The 17,434-nt window shown below is 55.8% G+C and carries 18 protein-coding genes and 1 tRNA gene (1 of these 19 only partly in view); 9 read left to right on the top strand and 10 right to left on the bottom strand.

Features of this window, described 5'->3' with window-relative positions:
- The first annotated feature begins 36 nt into the window (after positions 1 to 36).
- The 4 genes from IRT44_RS12845 (at position 37) to istB (ending at position 3,132) form a co-directional block, all read left to right on the top strand.
- The gene (locus IRT44_RS12845) at positions 37 to 819 is read left to right on the top strand and encodes a hypothetical protein (RefSeq protein WP_230076771.1); all 783 of its coding nucleotides are present in this window, start codon (positions 37 to 39) and stop codon (positions 817 to 819) included.
- 49 nt (positions 820 to 868) lie between these two features.
- A complete protein-coding gene (locus IRT44_RS12840) occupies positions 869 to 1,051 on the top strand; it encodes a hypothetical protein (protein WP_230076770.1) in 183 nt (60 codons plus the stop codon).
- Between the two features lie 93 nt (positions 1,052 to 1,144).
- Positions 1,145 to 2,368 (top strand): IS21 family transposase, encoded by a 1,224-nt coding sequence (istA, locus tag IRT44_RS12835; protein WP_230076769.1) that lies wholly within the window; start codon positions 1,145 to 1,147, stop codon positions 2,366 to 2,368.
- Positions 2,365 to 3,132 (top strand): IS21-like element helper ATPase IstB, encoded by a 768-nt coding sequence (istB, locus tag IRT44_RS12830; RefSeq protein WP_230076768.1) that lies wholly within the window; start codon positions 2,365 to 2,367, stop codon positions 3,130 to 3,132. The genes istA and istB overlap by 4 nt, the downstream gene beginning before the upstream one ends.
- A 438-nt stretch (positions 3,133 to 3,570) precedes the next feature.
- Here istB and IRT44_RS12825 read toward each other — a convergent pair whose 3' ends face one another.
- Positions 3,571 to 3,984 carry a hypothetical protein gene (locus IRT44_RS12825; protein ID WP_212133670.1) on the bottom strand — a complete coding sequence of 138 codons (414 nt, stop codon included), beginning with the start codon at positions 3,982 to 3,984 and terminating at the stop codon, positions 3,571 to 3,573.
- Positions 3,985 to 4,973: 989 nt separating this feature from the next.
- On the opposite strand from IRT44_RS12825, the gene IRT44_RS12820 reads away from it, so the two are divergent.
- Positions 4,974 to 5,294 (top strand): hypothetical protein, encoded by a 321-nt coding sequence (locus IRT44_RS12820; RefSeq protein WP_230076767.1) that lies wholly within the window; start codon positions 4,974 to 4,976, stop codon positions 5,292 to 5,294.
- A 136-nt stretch (positions 5,295 to 5,430) separates the two neighbouring features.
- Here IRT44_RS12820 and IRT44_RS12815 read toward each other — a convergent pair.
- The 6 genes from IRT44_RS12815 to IRT44_RS12790 form a co-directional block, all read right to left on the bottom strand.
- Positions 5,431 to 5,519: transfer RNA gene (locus IRT44_RS12815), tRNA-Ser, on the bottom strand.
- 193 nt (positions 5,520 to 5,712) lie between these two features.
- Positions 5,713 to 7,131, bottom strand: coding sequence for an aldehyde dehydrogenase family protein (locus IRT44_RS12810; RefSeq protein WP_212133674.1), 1,419 nt, complete (start codon positions 7,129 to 7,131; stop codon positions 5,713 to 5,715).
- Between the two features lie 223 nt (positions 7,132 to 7,354).
- Complete coding sequence (locus IRT44_RS12805; RefSeq protein WP_212133676.1) at positions 7,355 to 8,632, bottom strand: peptidase; 1,278 nt, start codon at positions 8,630 to 8,632, stop codon at positions 7,355 to 7,357.
- Positions 8,633 to 8,750: 118 nt separating this feature from the next.
- Positions 8,751 to 9,428: a 3-oxoacid CoA-transferase subunit B gene (locus tag IRT44_RS12800; RefSeq protein WP_171567573.1), complete on the bottom strand. Its 678-nt coding sequence runs from the start codon at positions 9,426 to 9,428 to the stop codon at positions 8,751 to 8,753.
- Positions 9,410 to 10,102: a CoA transferase subunit A gene (locus IRT44_RS12795; RefSeq protein ID WP_171567574.1), complete on the bottom strand. Its 693-nt coding sequence runs from the start codon at positions 10,100 to 10,102 to the stop codon at positions 9,410 to 9,412. Before IRT44_RS12795 ends, IRT44_RS12800 begins: the two co-directional genes overlap by 19 nt.
- 21 nt (positions 10,103 to 10,123) lie before the next feature.
- Entirely contained in the window at positions 10,124 to 11,476 is a 1,353-nt protein-coding gene (locus IRT44_RS12790) for an aspartate aminotransferase family protein (RefSeq protein WP_212133678.1), read from the bottom strand.
- 150 nt (positions 11,477 to 11,626) lie between these two features.
- Here IRT44_RS12790 and IRT44_RS12785 point away from each other — a divergent pair, with 150 nt between their 5' ends.
- Complete coding sequence (locus IRT44_RS12785) at positions 11,627 to 13,171, top strand: PucR family transcriptional regulator (protein WP_212133680.1); 1,545 nt, start codon at positions 11,627 to 11,629, stop codon at positions 13,169 to 13,171.
- Positions 13,172 to 13,173: 2 nt separating this feature from the next.
- On the opposite strand, the gene ablB is transcribed toward IRT44_RS12785, so the two are convergent.
- Complete coding sequence (gene ablB / locus IRT44_RS12780) at positions 13,174 to 14,019, bottom strand: putative beta-lysine N-acetyltransferase (RefSeq protein ID WP_212133682.1); 846 nt, start codon at positions 14,017 to 14,019, stop codon at positions 13,174 to 13,176.
- Between the two features lie 181 nt (positions 14,020 to 14,200).
- Here ablB and IRT44_RS19345 point away from each other — a divergent pair, with 181 nt between their 5' ends.
- From IRT44_RS19345 to IRT44_RS12765, 3 genes are all read left to right on the top strand, one after another.
- Positions 14,201 to 14,284 (top strand): YjcZ family sporulation protein, encoded by an 84-nt coding sequence (locus IRT44_RS19345; RefSeq protein WP_171567581.1) that lies wholly within the window; start codon positions 14,201 to 14,203, stop codon positions 14,282 to 14,284.
- Positions 14,285 to 14,388: 104 nt separating this feature from the next.
- Complete coding sequence (locus IRT44_RS12770; protein ID WP_230076766.1) at positions 14,389 to 14,763, top strand: glycerophosphodiester phosphodiesterase; 375 nt, start codon at positions 14,389 to 14,391, stop codon at positions 14,761 to 14,763.
- Positions 14,760 to 15,116, top strand: a complete 357-nt coding sequence (locus IRT44_RS12765; RefSeq protein ID WP_230076765.1) for a glycerophosphodiester phosphodiesterase — start codon at positions 14,760 to 14,762, stop codon at positions 15,114 to 15,116. The genes IRT44_RS12770 and IRT44_RS12765 overlap by 4 nt, the downstream gene beginning before the upstream one ends.
- A 66-nt stretch (positions 15,117 to 15,182) precedes the next feature.
- Here IRT44_RS12765 and IRT44_RS12760 read toward each other — a convergent pair whose 3' ends face one another.
- On the bottom strand, positions 15,183 to 16,148 hold the full coding sequence (locus IRT44_RS12760) for a tRNA modification radical SAM protein MnmL/YtqA (RefSeq protein WP_171567579.1): 966 nt from the start codon (positions 16,146 to 16,148) through the stop codon (positions 15,183 to 15,185).
- Positions 16,149 to 16,309: 161 nt separating this feature from the next.
- Positions 16,310 to 17,434: the 3' portion of a glycosyltransferase family 2 protein gene (locus IRT44_RS12755; protein ID WP_212133683.1), read on the bottom strand. Its footprint extends 114 nt past the window's final position; the window shows 1,125 of its 1,239 coding nt (coding positions 115–1,239); its start codon lies beyond the right edge, outside the window — the gene reads right to left on this strand; it ends in the stop codon at positions 16,310 to 16,312.

Below are 17,434 nucleotides of genomic sequence, written 5' to 3'. Positions count from 1 at the left end.
AAGGGAAACCATTCCGCTAAGGAGCATTTCGGGACCATGAAAAAGAAAATGATCACATTTGGCGGCGTCATCGCTGCTGTTCTTTTCGCCCTCCTGGCTGTCCATCATTTTTATACACGCGAAGTTGACACAAGTAAGGAACCAGATACCAGCAAAAAGGAACCGGCGGAATATTTACATATTACGGCCACCGCTTACAATAACGGGCAAAATGATGATGACGGGATTTCGTTGGTGTTGTACCTGTATTCCATTCGGGATCAAACCATGTCCGAAATCGCGAGGTTTCCGATCGACCCCGATTATCCGGTGGCTTTTGCCGATCTTCACGACAATAAGGTGTATTTTAGTGACAGCAATCCAGGGGAAGACTTTGATAATCTGAGAACGCCGAGAGTTACACAGGTTACACATATTCGCCCCAAGACTCTGTATTTGATGGATTTGGATTTTGGAAATTATCAGCCGATCTACCATACGGATCAATTTGAAATCAGACTGACCAGGCAGCTTGACGCAAACCGTATCTTAATGACTTGGGATCCATTTATGGGTGCATCCAAACCCAGAACGTTACGAATGTTGTATCTCGACACTCAAAAAGTCGAAGATTTTGATGTTCCGGGTATTAAGGAAGTGAAATCCTTTTATCCGAGGGATAATGCTGAAGGAATATTTATTTTAGGGAGGGATCTCAATAACACATACGGTCTGTTTTATTATGACCTGGTTACCAAACAGGTAAGCAATCTATTTGAAAAGTACCCGCTTCCAAAAAATCATCGCAGTCTGGTCGACTTCGTTTACAGTATGAATTAAATCCCCGCCATGCCTCTGGCGGGGGTTTTGCGAAGGAGGCGTATTGCAATTGAAAAGAAAGCTATTTTTCCCTATTGGATTAATTGTTATGGCGCTGATTGTCGCTGGGATTTTCTATTTTTTCATTGAAAAAAATAAACGGTATTCATTTAGTGAAATTGTAAGCATCCATGAAGGAGATATTGCTGCAGTATTAGTGGATTCTGACTCAACTGTCACCGCCGGGATATAATTGACCCAGGTTCGCCGGAAAGAAAATGACCCACCCATAGCGAATATATCCCCTTCGTAATTAACGGCCAAGTTAATCTTCGGAGGGAGACACATGCTAAGGAGTGGGATAGTGATATCGTTACATACCATGAGGGCAGAAGGCAAGAGTATTCGTGAAATTGCCCGTCTAACGGGGCATTCTCGAAATACAGTTCGCCGATATCTCCGGGGTGAATTCTCCCCCGAAAAGGGAACCCGTAAATCTCGTGGTTCCAAGCTTGATCCGTATAAACCGTTCCTGCAGGAACGTCTTCAAGAAGGTATCTATAACTGCGAGGTTTTATTCGATCTTCTACGAGAAAAGGGGTATACCGGGGGACGTACCATCTTGAAAGACTATGTGAAGGACTTCCGTCCTCCCAAACAAGTTCCCGCTGTTCTTCGTTACGAGACGAAACCTGGTGAATACGCACAGGTCGACTGGGGACTGTGTGATTACGTAGATTTGGACGGTACAGTCCGAAAAGTGCCGGTATTTGTCATGGTATTGGGGTACTCTCGTTCCACCTATATAGAGTTCACTAAGCGTTGTGACATTCACAGCTTTCTTCGTTGCTTGATTCATGCTTTTGAATATTTTGGGGGCATCCCAAAGGTAATGCTGACCGACCAGATGAAAACCGTCGTACTGGGCATGGAAGATGATCGAAAACCTCGCTGGCATCCGCTTTTTGCCGACTTTGCTGCAGCGATTGGGCTTGTTCCAAAAGTATGCAAAGTTCGACGCCCCGAAACAAAGGGAAAAGTGGAACGAGGCGTTCAATACGTAAAAAACAACTTTCTTCCTGGCAAACGCTTCGTTGATTTACAGGATCTCAATCAACAAGCCCTACACTGGTGCGAGCGGATTAACCGCCGTATTCATGGAACAACCGGCGAACGTCCCTTTGACCGACTCCGTGAGGAAAAACTGTCGCCCATCCCTTCAGCTGAACGGTGGGAAAAATACTTGCATGAACCAAGACAGGTCAGCCGAGACGGATTTGTTAGCTACGATGGTGTACGATATGGAGTTCCATGGAGGTACAGTGGACGTGAGGTAACCGTTCGAGAAGTGAATGGGTGGGTGGAAATCTGGGCCGACGGCACATGTATTGCTCGACACCAAAAGGTCTATCGATCCCGCACAACTGTTTTTTGCGAAAACCAGTATGCAGGTCTTTCGACCGCTCAAGGATATGCCTATCCACGTCCGCAAGCCCGACAGATTTCATCGCAGCAAGTGGAAGTACGTTCGCTGGATGTCTATGAGCAGCTAACAGGGGTGGGAGCATGATTGAACTGGAACAAGCACGGCTACGCCTCGAGGAACTTGGGCTTCAGCAAGCAGCTCTCCTCTTGGATGCTCACTTGGAAGCGGCAAGTCATGGACAGCCCACCTATCTGTCCTTTCTTAACACGCTCCTTGATGCCGAGATAGCGGAACGTCAAAAACGGAATATGGAGGTACGCACCAAACTTGCACACTTGCCTTACCGAAAAACACTAGAGGAGTTCGATTTTGCTTTCCAACCCAGCATTGACGAACGGTTGATTCGAGAGCTGGCCACGATGACTTTTGTAACCCGACACGAGAATGTCTTGTTCTTAGGGCCTCCCGGAGTAGGAAAAAGTCATCTGGCGGTGGCGTTGGCTGTAGAAGCCATCTCGCAAGGGATATCCGTTTACTTTGTCAGTCTCTCGCAACTCATCGAAGATCTGCGAAAAGCTTACACGGAAAACAGGCTGGATAAACGCCTACGCATCTATATTCGACCAAAGCTCCTGATTATTGACGAAATTGGTTACTTACCGTTTGACAGTTTGGCAGCTAACCTCTTTTTCCAGGTAGTAAGTGCAAGATACGAGAGAGGGAGTATTCTGTTGACCAGCAACAAGAGTTTCGGTGAATGGGGGGAACTGATGGGCGATCCGATACTTGCTACGGCTATCCTGGATCGGCTCTTACACCATTCCCACATCGTCAATATTAGGGGGAATAGTTACCGACTTCGTGAGAAGATGAGGACTGGAGCCTACGGCTCCCCCTCTACCACCTAACCAACAAAAAATCGCCGGGTGGGTCAATTCTAAACCGGCGATGGTGGGTCAAAATAAAGTCGGCGTTGACATCAACAACAGAGTTCATCAGAGATCAACGTGAAATAAAAAAGTTTATGGCTTCTTTTTCAAAGGTGGAAGTAAGCAAATTTGATGAAGATTTACCATTTGATAAGTCTTGTAAAATTTCCTTAATAAACGACACGACAGTATTGTACCTGATATTTCTGTATGATAATGGCACAATAGAAATTTATGATAGAGCTAAACGCAAGCTGAATCAATATAAAATACGTAATAATGACTTCAACTATGAGGAAATGGTTAAACGTAAAACTGCTTGTGGTGCGACCTGTAAACAGCAATTGTTGGCGGCCGCGGAATTGTCTTAACGGGTACAAAATCACTCCTTCACGATGAAGAGGGGCGGTAATCTCATCATGTATATCTCTCTTCCGTAACAATCAGCACATACCCGACCGTCCCCGGGCTGCCTTTGAGGTCTTCCTTCACGCGTACAGCATAAACGCCGTCAATACCAGCAAAATCCAGATGATGGGTCCCTCCGCTTTCCGGCTCCAATCCATCCCGCACTGTCAGTCCCACCGCTCTCATCGCCTTGATCGCGTCGTCCGGAAACGTAAACACTTCCTTCGGCTTAACCTCAATCCGCACTGCCTTGCCCTTGATAAAAATGACCTTCACCTCACCGATCTTGGCCGAGTAGACATGGCTGGTAAACGTCACCTTCTCCTCCGGCCGGTGCAGCGTCCACTCTCCGGTTTCCGTCCTGACGGGCGTACCGAGCAGTCCTTCTACCGCTGTTTCAGATTGGTTCGTGATGTCCCTCATATTGAAGAGCATGTCCCGCTCTGGCGATCTTTCCGCTTCCGGTACGGCCTCAGGTACAGATGCTGGCTCCGGCTGGGATTGCGCGAAACTGAACCCCCATTCGAAACTGAAAATACTTGTGTTAAAGACAGGGTCCTTTGGCTTCTCTAATCCGTATTGTTTTGCAATTTCCGCTTTCTGCGCCTCTGTCAGCTTCACCGAGGATGTCGGTTGCTGTGCAGACTCCGCCGGCGTTACGGCAGCGGTCGCATCCATTCCGGGATCGATGCACCCTGCCATTAATGCAAGGATGGCGATCGTGTACAAGGTTGGTATCACAGTAAAACACCCTTTCGTTATAACCTCATAGGCCTGTTTGAACTCCTCTTTTTCGCTTCACCGCGATCCTGACAGTTATGAGGAAAATTTTCTTTTTCCGTTTTTATCCAATTGTAGCACATTCATGACAGCAGAACTACGATTGGTATACAAAAAATGATAAAATATGTAAGATCATACAGATTAATATACTCATTTTAGGTTCAAACATTTGAAGGATATCCAGATGGCTTTCTCACTGTCCGTTGAGACGATATGTTGTAATTTCCAGAGGAGATATTTATGAAAAAAATGTTGTTCATTTATTTTGGGTTGTCCTTGACAACATTCGTTGTGTCTGGCTGCGGACAGCCTGCAGCAAGCCAATCGCCTGATCCGTCCAGTTACCAGACGCAAATATCGAATCTGAAACGCTAACCCTTACGCTCGATTCCAAAACAATTACAATCCCCATTTCAAACGTTGATTCTGTAAAGAAATACCTGGATCAAGCAGAGCCGCATGAAAGAGCAAGCGAACGCAACCGCATCCAGACAACTTCATTCACATCTGCATCCGGAACAATTTACGGCGATATCAAATATGGCTGTGGGATAAAGCTCTGTAATCATACTCTCGTGCAGATAAAAAACAATGCCATCAAAACAATTCCCTTATTCTCAGGAAGCATTTTGACGGCACACGCATTCTCCCCGGATGAGAAATATCTCGCAGTCTTATTAGGGAGAAACGAAGGTACGGAAGTAATCAGGCAAAGCTTGATGATTATTGAGTTGGATTCGTTTACGTTAGCTGAGCTTGAAAACAGGAATGATGTTGTAACTATGTTGACAAGCGCTGACTTTACGACTCCAATTCTTTCGATGAGCTGGGAAAGCGAAACTACACTTAAAGCCGTTATACCGGATACAACAGATTATGCGTTTGATACGTTGAAAAATTGGAAAGCCGGAGAAAACAATACCAAAGAGATTTTCATAAAAGTGACATAAGAAATCGGCCATTGTCCGCGGCCGCAGCCTTTTGGCAGTCTTTGCATGCGGAATCATAAAAAAATCGACCTCCGATGTGAATCGTGTACACATACGCAAGGTCGATCTCATATCACGTTTTTCGATTTTCGATATATGGCGGAGGGAGAGGGATTCGAACCCCCGTGGGCTTGCGCCCTAACGGTTTTCAAGACCGCCCCGTTATGACCACTTCGGTATCCCTCCGCGATACGGACAAGTTAAACTATATCATAATTGCCTCTCATTTTGCAACACTTTCCTGCAATTTTTCCAAAAAAAAAATGGACCCGGCGGCCAGCAGCGGGCAGCCGGGTCGTTCTGCAGCGCTGATGCATCGCTTCGACGAAGATGCAGCGCCATACCGTATGACCTGATCCTTACTTTCTCCTGTTTATCCCTAGCGTTTCACGACAACCAGCTTTAGCTCCGTCATCTCTTCAATCGCGTACTTGACGCCTTCGCGGCCCATGCCGCTCTCTTTGACGCCGCCGTAGGGCATGTGGTCGACGCGGAAAGTGGGGATGTCGTTGATCATCACGCCGCCCACATGCAGCGCGTCAGCCGCCTGCAGTGCAAGCGAAAGATTGTTGGTGTACAGGCCCGCCTGCAGGCCATACCGGGAGTCGTTCACCAGCGCAATCGCCTCGGCGACCGACTCGACAGGGTTGATCAGGACGATTGGTCCAAACACCTCCTGGCAGGAGATTTTGGCGTCAGCCGGGACACCGGTCAAGACGGTGGGCTGCAGTACGCGGCCGTCCGTTTCGCCGCCGCATTCGACGCGGGCGCCCCGCTGCCTGGCCTCCTCGATCCACTCCAGCACCCGTTCCGTTTCTTTCGGGCTGATCATTGCCGAGTAGTCGGCCTCTTCGGACAGCGGATCGCCTCCCCGCAGCCTGCGCGTCTCCGCAACGAAACGTTCCACGAACGTGTCGTACAGCTCCGCAGCGACATAAATCCGTTGGACGGAAATGCACACCTGACCGGAGTAGGCAAACGCGCCAAAAATGCAGCGCGGAATCACGTCGTCCAGATTGGCGTCGCGGTCCACGATCACGGCGGAGTTGGAGCCCAGTTCCAGCGTCACCCGCTTCAATCCGGCGCGGTTGCGGATGTTGATGCCGACAGCCGGACTGCCCGTAAACGTGATCGCCTTGACGCGCGGATCGGTCACCAGCAGGTCGCCGACGGTGCCGCCGCTGCCGGTGACGATGTTGAGCGCGCCAGCCGGCAGCCCCGCCTGTTCGGCCAGCTCCGCCAGGAAAAAGGCGGAGAGCGGCGTTTGCGACGCCGGCTTCAGCACTACCGTATTGCCTGCCGCGATGGCCGGCCCCACCTTGTGCGCAACCAGGTTCATCGGGAAGTTGAACGGCGTGATGGCGCCGATGACGCCCAATGGTTCGCGCACCGTGTACGCCAGCCGCCCTTCCCCGCCAATGGCGGCGTCCAGCGGCAGCGTCTCGCCGTAAATCCGTTTGGCTTCTTCCGCAGCGAACTTGTAGGTCTGGATGGTGCGGATCACTTCGCCCCGCGCCGTTTTGATCGGCTTGCCCGCTTCCTGCGCGATGATTTTCGCCGCTTCTTCCAGCCGTTCGTTCAGCAATCCGGAGATTTTCTCCAAAATGGCGGCCCGTTGGTACGCCGGCATGCTGCGCATGACCGGTGCCGCTTCCTGCGCGGCGCTAATCGCCCGTTCCACCGTATTTCTGTCGGCCTGGGCGATTTCCGCGATTACCTCGCCGCTGTACGGGGCGTACAGCGGAGCATAGGCACCCGTCTCCACCCACTGTCCGCCGATATAGCACGCTTTTTTCATCGTCCTCTTCCTCCCTCCATTCGCGATGAGGTGTGCAACTGCTCCAACTCTTTCTCCACCGCGTTTCAGCCTTCCTCCAACGGGTCGGCGGCCATGCAGTGACAGGTTGCACATTACTTCAGTACAGCCCAGAGGTGCGCCCAACCAGCACGCTCCATCAGGCGGGAAGCGGACTCATGTGAGCCGCTCCTTTATCGCTGCATCGCTGCCTGCCTCAGACCAGCTAGTTCGCCGCGTCATCCGTTCCGCACCACTCCAGCAGTGTCAGGGCAAAGATTTCGGCGCATTGGAAAACGGCGTCCAGTTCGATGTACTCATCGGGGTAGTGAGCCACCTGGGTGACGCCCGGACCCACCACGATGGCAGGCGTGTCGGCCAGTGTCGTCAAAAGGCCCCCATCCGTGCCCCACGGCGAGGCTTCCACTACGGCGCGCCGGCCCGTCACGGCTACAAACTGCCGCTGCAGGATGTCCATCAGCGGGTGATCCTCCGCCACCGCCCCCGGCACCCAGCGCGCCCCGAACCACTCCAGTTCCACCGGATGTTCAGCAAACCAGGGGTCCTCGTCGGCCAAGCGGCGCAGAGCGGCCTCCATGTCCGCCCGGGCGTCTTCCATCCGCTCGCCCGGCGCCACCCCCATCCGTCCCTCCAGCTTGACCAGATCGGCCACGGAGGACGGCCATTTGCCGCCTTCGATCACGCCAATATTGATCGGGATGGGAATAGGCAGCTTGGCGTACAGCGGATCGTTTATCCGGTCGTTTCGCTCTTTTTCCAGGCGGGCAATCGCATCGACTACGCGCATGCTTTTCTCGATCGCGCTCACCCCTTCGTAGCGGGTGCCGCCGTGGGCAGAGCGTCCCTTTACCGTCAGGCGGAACCACATCGAGCCCTGCTGCTTGGGGAAAATCTTCATGTTGGTCGGCTCAGGGATAAGGGCGGCGTCCGCCTTGTAGCCGCGCAGGATGGTTGCCAGCGTGCCTGCGCCGCCGCTCTCCTCTTCCACTACGCTTTGAAAGATGACATCCCCCTTGAGCCGCACCCCCAGCGCCTGCAGCACCTGGATCGCCAAGAGCGAGGCCAGGTTTCCCCCTTTCATGTCGGTTGCGCCGCGGCCGTACAGCTTACCGTCCACCACTTCGCCGCTGAACGGGTCGTGCGACCACTGGGCAGGGTCGCCGGCCGGCACCACGTCCACGTGCCCGTTGAGAATGATCGAGCGGCCTCCGCCCGTTCCTTTCCACACGCCCACCACGTTGGGGCTGTCCGCGAACACAGTCCGCGGCGAGACGAAATACGGATGTTTTAACAATTCGTCTCCTTCCATCACCCACAGATCGACTTCCAGCCCCATCGCGTGCAGCGTCTTGGCGATGCTCTCCTGGATGGAGCGCTCATTGCCCTGCACGCTTGCCTCCCGCACCCATGCCTGCAGGAGTTTCGTGGCCGCCTCCTTTTCCTTGGCGATTTGTTCGCGGATCAGCGTCTGCCAGTTTGCCATCGTTACCCTCCTTTTGCCTGCGTGGCAAATGGTATCTGCCTCGCGTCCGTTTTCGTTTTCCATGCGAGAGCCGGCGGGCAGCTTTGTCCGTATCGTCCGTTTTGTATCGCCCGCCGCCTCAGCGAAATACGCCGACGTCGCCGTCCAGCTTCAGCTCCGCCTCCGTCGCGCCGATCACGTCCGCGACGCTGTATGGTTCCATCACTTCGCGCAGATACAGCCCGTCTTCCCGAACTTCCATCACCGCCATGTCAGTGATGATCAGGTTGGCGGCTGCCTTGGCCGTCAGGGGCAGTGAGCATTCCCGCACGATTTTGGAACGGCCGTTCTTGTCCAGATGGGTGGTCAGCACCATCACCCGTTTGGCCTTCTGCGCCAGCTCCATCGCCCCACCCATGCCCGGAACGCGCTTGCCCGGCACGATCCAGTTGGCGATGTCGCCCCGCTGGCTTACCTCAAGCACGCCGAGAATGGTCATGTCCAACAGCCCCCGTCTGATGATGGCAAAGGCGGTGGCGCTGTCAAAGAACGACGCACCTTTCACCAGCGTGACGGGAAACCCTCCGGCGTTGCAGAGCATCGGGTTTTCCTCCCCCTTGGCCGGACTGGGGCCGGTACCGAGGATGCCGTTTTCCGCGTGAAACATCACCCGTTTCTCCGGCGGAATGAAGTCGGCCACCAGCGTCGGAATGCCGATGCCCAGATTGATGATCATGCCGTCCTCGATCTCCTGCGCCGCCCGGCGGGCAATCCGTTCCCGATAGGTTTCCGTCCGGTTTACTTCTCCCAAGCCCATTGCCAGTTCACCCCCTCACTCTGCACGATGCCGTGGACGAACACTCCTGGTGTGACAATCTCTTCAGGGTCCAGTTCGCCGATCTCCACGATCTCCTCCGCCTCCACGATGGTGATGTCGCCCGCCATCGCCACCAGCGGGTTGAAGTTGCGGGCGCTCGTGTCGTACACCAGATTGCCGAAGCGGTCCGCCTTTTTGGCGTAGACGATGGCCACCTCCGCTGTCAGCGGCGTCTCCAGCAGGTATTCCTTGCCGTCGACGATCACTTTTTCCTTGCCTTTTTCAGCGATGGTGCCGATCCCGATGTCGGACAGGATGCCGCCCAGCCCCACTCCGCCCGCACGGATGCGCTCGGCGAGGATGCCTTGGGGGCAAAACTCCACCTCAAGCTCCCCGGCTGTCATCTGGGCCCCGGCGTTGGGGTTGGAACCGATGTGGGAGGCGATTACCTTTTTCACCCTCCGCTCGGTGACCAGCTTGCCGACGCCGATGTGCGGAAAGGCGGTGTCGTTGCTGATCAGCGTGATGTCCCGCACGCCCTTGTCGAGGATGCCCTGGATCAGCGTGGGCGGGTTGCCCACTCCGCCGAAACCGCCGGCAAGCAGGGTCATCCCGTCGTGAAAATACGTCAAGGCATCTTCCAGTGAAATCACTTTGTCAAACCGGTTGGCCATGTTTCTCCTCCCCCCTGCCCGTCAGACCAGCAGCGCTTCCTGTCGCAGTTCCTGCTCTACGCTTGCGATCGATTCTTTCAGCAGGGCGATCAATTCGTCGATTTCTTCGGTCGTGATCGTCAGCGGTGGCGCGATAATGACTGCGTCCCCGGCCACGCCATCCAATCCGCCCGTCGCCGGGTAGATGAGCAGCCCTTTTTCAAACGCCCGCTTAATAATGCGGGCGGTTACGCCCTGGGCCAGCGGGAACGGTTCCCTGGTCTTTTTGTCCTTGACAAACTCCAGGCCGCACAGCATCCCCAGTCCGCGCGCTTCGCCGATCAGCGGCAGTTCGTCGGCCAGTTCGCGCAAGCGGCTCAACAGGTAGGCCCCTCGCTCAGCCGCCTTTTCCACCAGCTGATGTTTTTCCACGTAGCGCAGCACCGCGAGCGAAACTGCCGCCGACTGCGGATTGGCGCTGTACGTGTGACCGGCCATGATCAATCCCGAGCCGCGCGCAATCGTCTCGATGATGTCGTCTGTGGCCATCGCCGCCGCCATCGGCGTGTAACCGGCGCTCATACCCTTGCCCAAGGCCATCAGGTCGGGCTGCACGCCCCAGTGATCAATCCCGAACGGCTTGCCCGTGCGGCCCACACCGGTCATGACTTCGTCGGCGATGAACAGCACCTGGTACTTGTCGCAAATCTCGCGGATGCGCTGGAAATATCCGTCCGGCGGCACAACCGCACCGCCCGAAGCGCCGATCACCGGTTCGGCGATAAATGCGGCCACATGCTCCGGACCGATGCGCAAAATCGCCGTCTCCAGTTCGTTGGCGCAGGCCAGCGCGTACGCTTCCAGCGACATCCCCTCCGGCCGGCGATACGGATAGGGCGGTGAAATTTTCGGGCCGTCAGCCAACAGCGGGACAAAACGCTTGCGCCGCAGCACGTGGCCGGACATGGAGAGCGCCCCCATCGTAATGCCGTGATAGCTCATCCAACGGGAAATGATCCGGTTTTTGGTCGCATATCCCTTTTCCTGCCAGTACTGAATGGCGATCTTCTGCGCCGTCTCCGTCGCCTCTGAGCCGCTGCTGACAAAAAAGCTCCAGTTGAGCGACCCCGGGGCCCACTCCGCAAGTTTGGCCCCCAATTCCTCCACTGCATCACTGCTGAAGTGGGAGCGGTAGGCAAACGAGACGCTGCGGGCCTGCGCGTACATCGCCTCGGCGATTTCCTCCACGCCGTGACCAATGCTGGCTGTCACCGCGCCGGAGCAGCCGTCGATGTACCGATTCCCTTCCTTGTCGTACAGGTAGATCCCCTTGCCGTGGGACACGAACGGATACGATTTGCCCAATTCGGGCTTGATCACATAGCTTCTCTGCATGATAGCCACCTCACCTTTTCTCTCTTTTCATCCTAACGGAAGAGAGCGTCCGCTCCATTCGACGAGCTGGCAAAAAAGCGTGGAAACTAGACAAAATCTTTTGTACATTTTGTATAAGAGATCGGGTGTTGGAAACAGGGAGGATTGAAGATGACCATTACGATACGCGAAGCGCTGCAATTGCCCGACATGGTTCAAACGCGGCTGGTCGGAGGGGCCGCCGGGCTGGACAACCCGATCCGCTGGGTCACGATCGTGGAAGTGCTGGAGGATGTCACCCGGTTGCAGGAAGGCGAGTTTCTGATTACGACCGGATTTGGATTGTCCGAGGACGAACAGCGCCGGGCGTCGCTGATTCCCTCGCTGGCTGAACGAAAGTTGAGCGGTGTCGCCCTGCACACGGGCTTTTACCTGCGCGAGATTCCCGCCGACCTCGTCCACATGGCGGACCGCTTCGGGCTTCCGTTGATCGAAATCCCGGTGGAAATGAACTTTTCCACGATCACCAAGGCGATCCTGCAGCCGATCATCAACCGGCAGTTTGAGACGCTGGCCTACTCGCAGGCGATTCACAACCGGATGATCGAGGCGGCGTTGTCCAAAGGCGGGCTGCCCGCCATTGCGGCGGAGCTGGCCCAGTTGACTGGCGGCGCAGTCAAGCTGGTGGATGCGCTCGGGTTTGAAGTGGTCCAACACGGAGGTACAAGCGGTGAGGCGATCGCAGGCGGAAAGACCAGCGAGCACGCGGTGCCCATTCGCGCCAGCCGGGAACATTTCGGCACGCTCACCCTGACTAAAGCAGAAGGGCAGTGGAAAGAGCTGGACGATGTTGCCCTGCAGCACGCAGCCACTCTCTGCGCGCTGGAATACGTCAAGGAACGGGCGGTGGCGGCCACAGAATGGCGTCTGAAAGGAGATTTCGTGGACGAATTGCTGAGCGGTCGTCCCCTCCGTGCGGACGAACTGGATCACCGCAGCCGCATGCTGGGCTACCCGCTCACCGGCAGTCACATGGTGGCCGCGGTCAAAGTGGGCACGGGCGATGGCGCCGCTTTGTCCGACCTGCATCAGGCGTGCATTACGCTGATGAGACGACTGTGCGATCGGCACCACCGCTCCTACCTGCTGCGCGAACGCCCCCACTGTCTGTTGTTCATCCTGCCGCATGACCAAACCAGCCTTGCGCTGCTGGAGCAATTTGCTGCCCGCTGGGAACGGCTGCACCCCGCGTCTCCCCTGCAGGTGGCGCTCAGCAATCCGCGCGGCCAGTTGACCGCGCTGGCGGAAGCAGCCGAGGAGGCCCTGTTCGCGCTGCAGGCGTATCCGCTCCTGGCTCGCTCGCCCGCTTTGCTCCGCTTCGGGGAGATGCGCGGGTACCAGTTTTTGTTTCCGTACCATCGCAGCCGGGAGATGCTGGAGGCCCTCTGGCAGCCGCTGCTCGACCCGCTGATCCGCTACGACGCCAGGCACAATCAGCAGCTCCTGGAGACGCTCAGCGCCTATCTGGATCACAACGGCAACGGCCTGAAGACATCCCAAGCGTTATATATTCACCGGCACACGCTGAAATACCGCTTGACCCAAATCGAAGACAAAACCGGGGTCAACCTGGAGGATGCTCATCAGCGCTGGCAGCTTCGGCTGGCCCTCATGGCCCGGCGCCTGCAGCAGCAGTTGTACCCCGCCGAGGCGTAGGCCTACTCGAAAGTGGGACGCAACGGCTTCACCCAGATGTTCATGTCTTCGTATCCGGAAAAAATGGTGCAGTTGTTGATCAGCCGTCCGCGGTACTTATAGCCGTGTTTGGCTGCCGTCACATTCATGCCGGGAGATTGGGCCCGTGTCAGCGTGTACAGGTAGTAAATGCCCATCTCCTCCATTTTTTCTTCCAGAGCGGCAAACAACGGCTGCAGCAGCCCCTTTCCGACGTGGTCCGGGTGGGTGGCACAGTCCGTCAGTTCGGCGGAGCCAAAACGTTCTGTCACCTCCGCAGAGGCGGCACAGGCAATCCGGCCGTCATACTCGGCGACGACGTAGTAGGTACTCTCGCTCATGGTCTTTCGCACGTAGTCCGGGTCGTCCATCGGCGTCGGATAGGTGGCAAACACCAGCCTGTACAATCGGGCCAGTTCATCCGCGTCCGCCGGCGTGGCCACCCGCAGGATGTACCCTGGCGGAAGCGGCTTGACCTCTCCTTGGCCCGCTTTTGCCAGGCTGAGCTGCAAGATGTCCTCCGCGACTTGAGGCGCGGCAGATACTGCCCGTTCTTCCGTCAGAAAGCAGGAAAGCATCTGCGCATTTTCGCCTCGAAAAAATCCGTCAATCGTCCCTTCCTGCCTGTAGCCGAGGGAAAGCCACAGCGGCACGTCCTTTTTTTTGCCGTACACGATCAGCTTGGTCGCGTCCGTCTCTTCGGCCAGCCGCCTCATGATGGCGTCCATCTCGCCGATACGACCGCTGTCGTACAGATGCAGCTTCACCCGCCGATTTCGTTGATCCACCACTAAATCTCCTGCTGCCTGCATCGCGGCTACATCGCTCATGCGCGTTCCCCTTTCTCCAGTTTTCTCTCATTGTAACACGTTGGCGCCCAAGGTCATTCTCCACAGTGTACAAAATGTCGGCTGCCTCCTCTTTGCCCCATTTCATTTTACGGCGAGCGCCAATTGCTTCTTATGGCCATAGAATAACAAGAAGGTTTACTGCCGGGAAGGAGGTTCTGCTGTGAGTTTCCGCCTTACCAACGATTTTGCCCTGGTGCTGGTGCTCTTTGTACTGCTCGTGATCGTGCTGTGCGCTTGTGCGTAAGGGGCGTCAAAAGCCCCTCCTGCCTGGTCGTAGTGAGGGGCTTTATACATATACATGTAAGGGAGAAGCGGCAAAGCGGATGACCTGCGGAAGGAGGAAGCCACGTGACCCCTCTCGTATACGCACATCGCGGCGCTTCCGGCATCTATCCGGAAAATACGATGGAAGCCTTTTACGGCGCGCTCAAGCGGCGTGCGGACGGCCTGGAACTGGATGTGCAGTTGAGCCTCGATGGAAAAGTGGTGGTGATTCACGATCATCTGCTGGAGCGCACCACCAACGGCACGGGCGCCGTTCAGCAGCACACCTGGCGGCAGCTTAGGCGGCTGCGGGCCGACAAGGGGGCCCGACAGTCCACGAGCCAGACGCGCATACCGTCGCTGAAGGAAGTCCTGGACGCGTTCGCCCCTACGTCGCTGCGGTTTATCATCGAATTGAAAAACTTTCTCGTCCCCAGCCTCATCTGGAGGAACGGGTGATCGACTTGATCAAGCGCTATCAGCTGACGGAGCGAACCGTCGTCTCCTCGTTTAACTTTGACAGCCTGCTGCGCATCAAAGAGCTGGAGCCCGCGCAAGCTACCGGCCTGCTGTACGTCGGACCGCTTCAGCATCCCTGGGAAGTGGGCGCCCGCTACGGAACAAATCAGCTCCACGTGCCGGAAGACCAGCTGACCCCCTCCCTGGTGGAAGAAGCGAAAGCACGCGGCTTTCAAGTGGTCGGTTGGACCATTGACAAATCTGCCCGCATCCGGCAGGCTGCCGAAATGGGGGTAGACGGCATTATCACCAACTACCCGGGGAAGGCGCGAAAAGTGCTGCAGCGGCCGTGAACCCGTCAACAATGAAAAGGGAGCCCGTGTACAGGCTCCCTTTTTCTCAATCGGCCATGGATGGCCTCAGGTCGTCTTCGGTTCGTAATACTTGCCTTGCCAAGTGTTGCGCCGTTCCAGTTCGGCGTCGATGCCGTTCAGCACTTCCCATTTCTTGCGGCTCCACATCGGACCGATCAGCAAGTCGGGAGGCCCGTCCCCCGTCACGCGGTGGACAATCATCTCTGGCGGCAGAATTTCCAGGGTGTCCACCACCAATTTGGTGTACTCTTCCTGGGTCAGAAACTCCAGCAGCCCTGCCTCGTACTGCTTGACCATCGGCGTTTTGCGCAGCAGATGAAGCAGATGGATCTTGATGCCCTGCACGTCGAGATGGGCCACGGCCTTGGCCGTCTCCATCATGTCTTCATGGGTTTCACCCGGCAATCCGTAAATGATGTGGGAACATACGCGGATGTTGTGTTTGCGCAGTTTTTCCACGCCGTCCAGGTAGCACTGGTAATCGTGGGCGCGATTGATCAGTTTGGCGGTACGCTCGTGGATGGTTTGCAGCCCCAGCTCCACCCAGAGATACGTCCGTTCGTTCAGTTCGGCCAGATACTCCACCACGTCATCCGGCAAGCAGTCGGGCCGCGTGGCGATCGACAGGCCGACCACGCCCTCCTGTTTCAAAACCACCTCGTACATCTCGCGCAGTTCCTCCACGGGCGCGTACGTGTTGGTGTACGCCTGGAAAAACCCGATGTACTTGGCGGACGGCCACTTCGTGTGCATGCGGGTTTTTACGTCGTGGAACTGGCGCTCCAGATCCATCCGCCGGTCCCCGGCAAAATCACCCGAGCCGCGGGCGCTGCAAAACGTGCATCCCCCGGTGGCTACCGTGCCGTCCCGGTTCGGGCAGGTAAACCCGCCGTCCAGCGGCACCTTGAACACCTTCTCGTGAAACGTCTGGCGCAAGTGATAGTTCCATGTATGATAACGCTTGTTTCCCCACAGGCGCGGGGTATCCGCGTGTACAGATGCTTGTTTCATGGCTGTGCTCCTTTCCGTCGGGATGCCGGCCAAACGGATTTACAGACACCGCCTGGCGATTCATCCATCGATTTATTATAACAGAAGTCACGACGGACGTGCGAACCGAAAGACAGGAAAAACCACAGGGAATGGCCCTGTGGTTTTTTCCGTCTCTATGGTCACTGTTGTATTTCTTCGATGCGAATGGCCCGTGTGTGCGACGTGTGACTCCACACCTGGTTGTTCTTGGTGAAGAACGCGTAGAACAGAATCGGGAGCCAGGTGAGGAAGAAGAATGGGAGCAGCAGCAGCCCGAAGTAACCTTTTAGCGGCACCTTGTCCAGGTACAGGGCCAATAGCGGCAGCAGGTAGAAAACTGCTGTCGATCCGTAGATCATCCAGTCCGGCAGGAAGCTGACAATCGGCATGAACGCCTCAATCTCAAAAAAGCGTCCCAAAAACAACAGCGACATCATTGTGACAATCAGCACATACATCGGCTGAAACAGGTAAAACGCCGCGTCCAGCATGCCAAGACGGCGCTGCTTCAGGCCGTTTTTCAGGACGGTGCCGATGTAACGCCCTGCCACGTCATAATGTCCCTGCATCCAGCGAAGCCGCTGCCGCATGGAAGCCTTCAGATCAATCGGTTTTTCATCCCACACCTTCGTGTCGTGCGCCCACGTCGGGTAAATGCCTCGTTCGATACAGCGGGTGGCAAACTCCAGGTCTTCCGTCAAGCTGGTGGCACCCCAGCCCATCTCCTTGAGCAGATTGCTCTCGATACACAGACCGGTTCCGCCTAGTGTGTTGGGCAGCCCCAGGTTGTGACGGGCCAGCTGCCACATCCGGTTGGTAAACCAGTACGTGACTGCGTACGAAAGCGTAATCCACGAGTCAAACGGGTTTTTGGAATCCAGGTAGGCCTGGATGACGCGCGCTCCTTTGCAGAGGCGATCGTTCATCACGCGCAGGAAGTTTTTCTCTACCAGGTTGTCTGCGTCAAACATCACGACAGCGTCATACTGTTTGGGCATCGCCCAGAGGTTCTCCAGCATCCACTCGATGCCGTAGCCCTTCCCGCGTTTGGACGAATCAAATCGCTCGCACGCGTACGCGCCGTGCGCTCTGACGATCTCCGCCGTATTGTCGGTACAGTTGTCGCAGATCACGAAGATATCGTACATGTCGCGGGGGTAATCCAGCTGCTTCAGGTTTTCGATGAGCGGTGCAATGACCGCGCTTTCGTTGTGTGCCGCCACCAGTACTGCAAATGTCTTTTGCGGTTCATGGGTGACCTGCTC

The sequence above is a fragment of the Brevibacillus sedimenti genome, from assembly GCF_020923495.1.
Classification (GTDB): Bacteria; Bacillota; Bacilli; order Brevibacillales; family Brevibacillaceae; genus Brevibacillus; species Brevibacillus aydinogluensis.
Note: the sequence above shows the minus strand (reverse complement) of the source record. Positions and strands in the feature narration are given on the sequence as shown.

Coding starts and splice junctions, on each gene's coding strand:
- IRT44_RS12785 (WP_212133680.1), top strand. CDS start 11,627: ATGACCATTACGATACGCGAAGCGCTGCAATTGCCCGACATGGTTCAA.
- IRT44_RS12800 (WP_171567573.1), bottom strand. CDS start 9,428: ATGGGCTTGGGAGAAGTAAACCGGACGGAAACCTATCGGGAACGGATT.
- istA (WP_230076769.1), top strand. CDS start 1,145: ATGCTAAGGAGTGGGATAGTGATATCGTTACATACCATGAGGGCAGAA.
- IRT44_RS12805 (WP_212133676.1), bottom strand. CDS start 8,632: ATGGCAAACTGGCAGACGCTGATCCGCGAACAAATCGCCAAGGAAAAG.
- ablB (WP_212133682.1), bottom strand. CDS start 14,019: ATGAGCGATGTAGCCGCGATGCAGGCAGCAGGAGATTTAGTGGTGGAT.
- IRT44_RS12810 (WP_212133674.1), bottom strand. CDS start 7,131: ATGAAAAAAGCGTGCTATATCGGCGGACAGTGGGTGGAGACGGGTGCC.
- IRT44_RS12790 (WP_212133678.1), bottom strand. CDS start 11,476: ATGCAGAGAAGCTATGTGATCAAGCCCGAATTGGGCAAATCGTATCCG.
- IRT44_RS12760 (WP_171567579.1), bottom strand. CDS start 16,148: ATGAAACAAGCATCTGTACACGCGGATACCCCGCGCCTGTGGGGAAAC.
- IRT44_RS12825 (WP_212133670.1), bottom strand. CDS start 3,984: ATGAGGGACATCACGAACCAATCTGAAACAGCGGTAGAAGGACTGCTC.
- IRT44_RS12845 (WP_230076771.1), top strand. CDS start 37: ATGAAAAAGAAAATGATCACATTTGGCGGCGTCATCGCTGCTGTTCTT.
- istB (WP_230076768.1), top strand. CDS start 2,365: ATGATTGAACTGGAACAAGCACGGCTACGCCTCGAGGAACTTGGGCTT.
- IRT44_RS12795 (WP_171567574.1), bottom strand. CDS start 10,102: ATGGCCAACCGGTTTGACAAAGTGATTTCACTGGAAGATGCCTTGACG.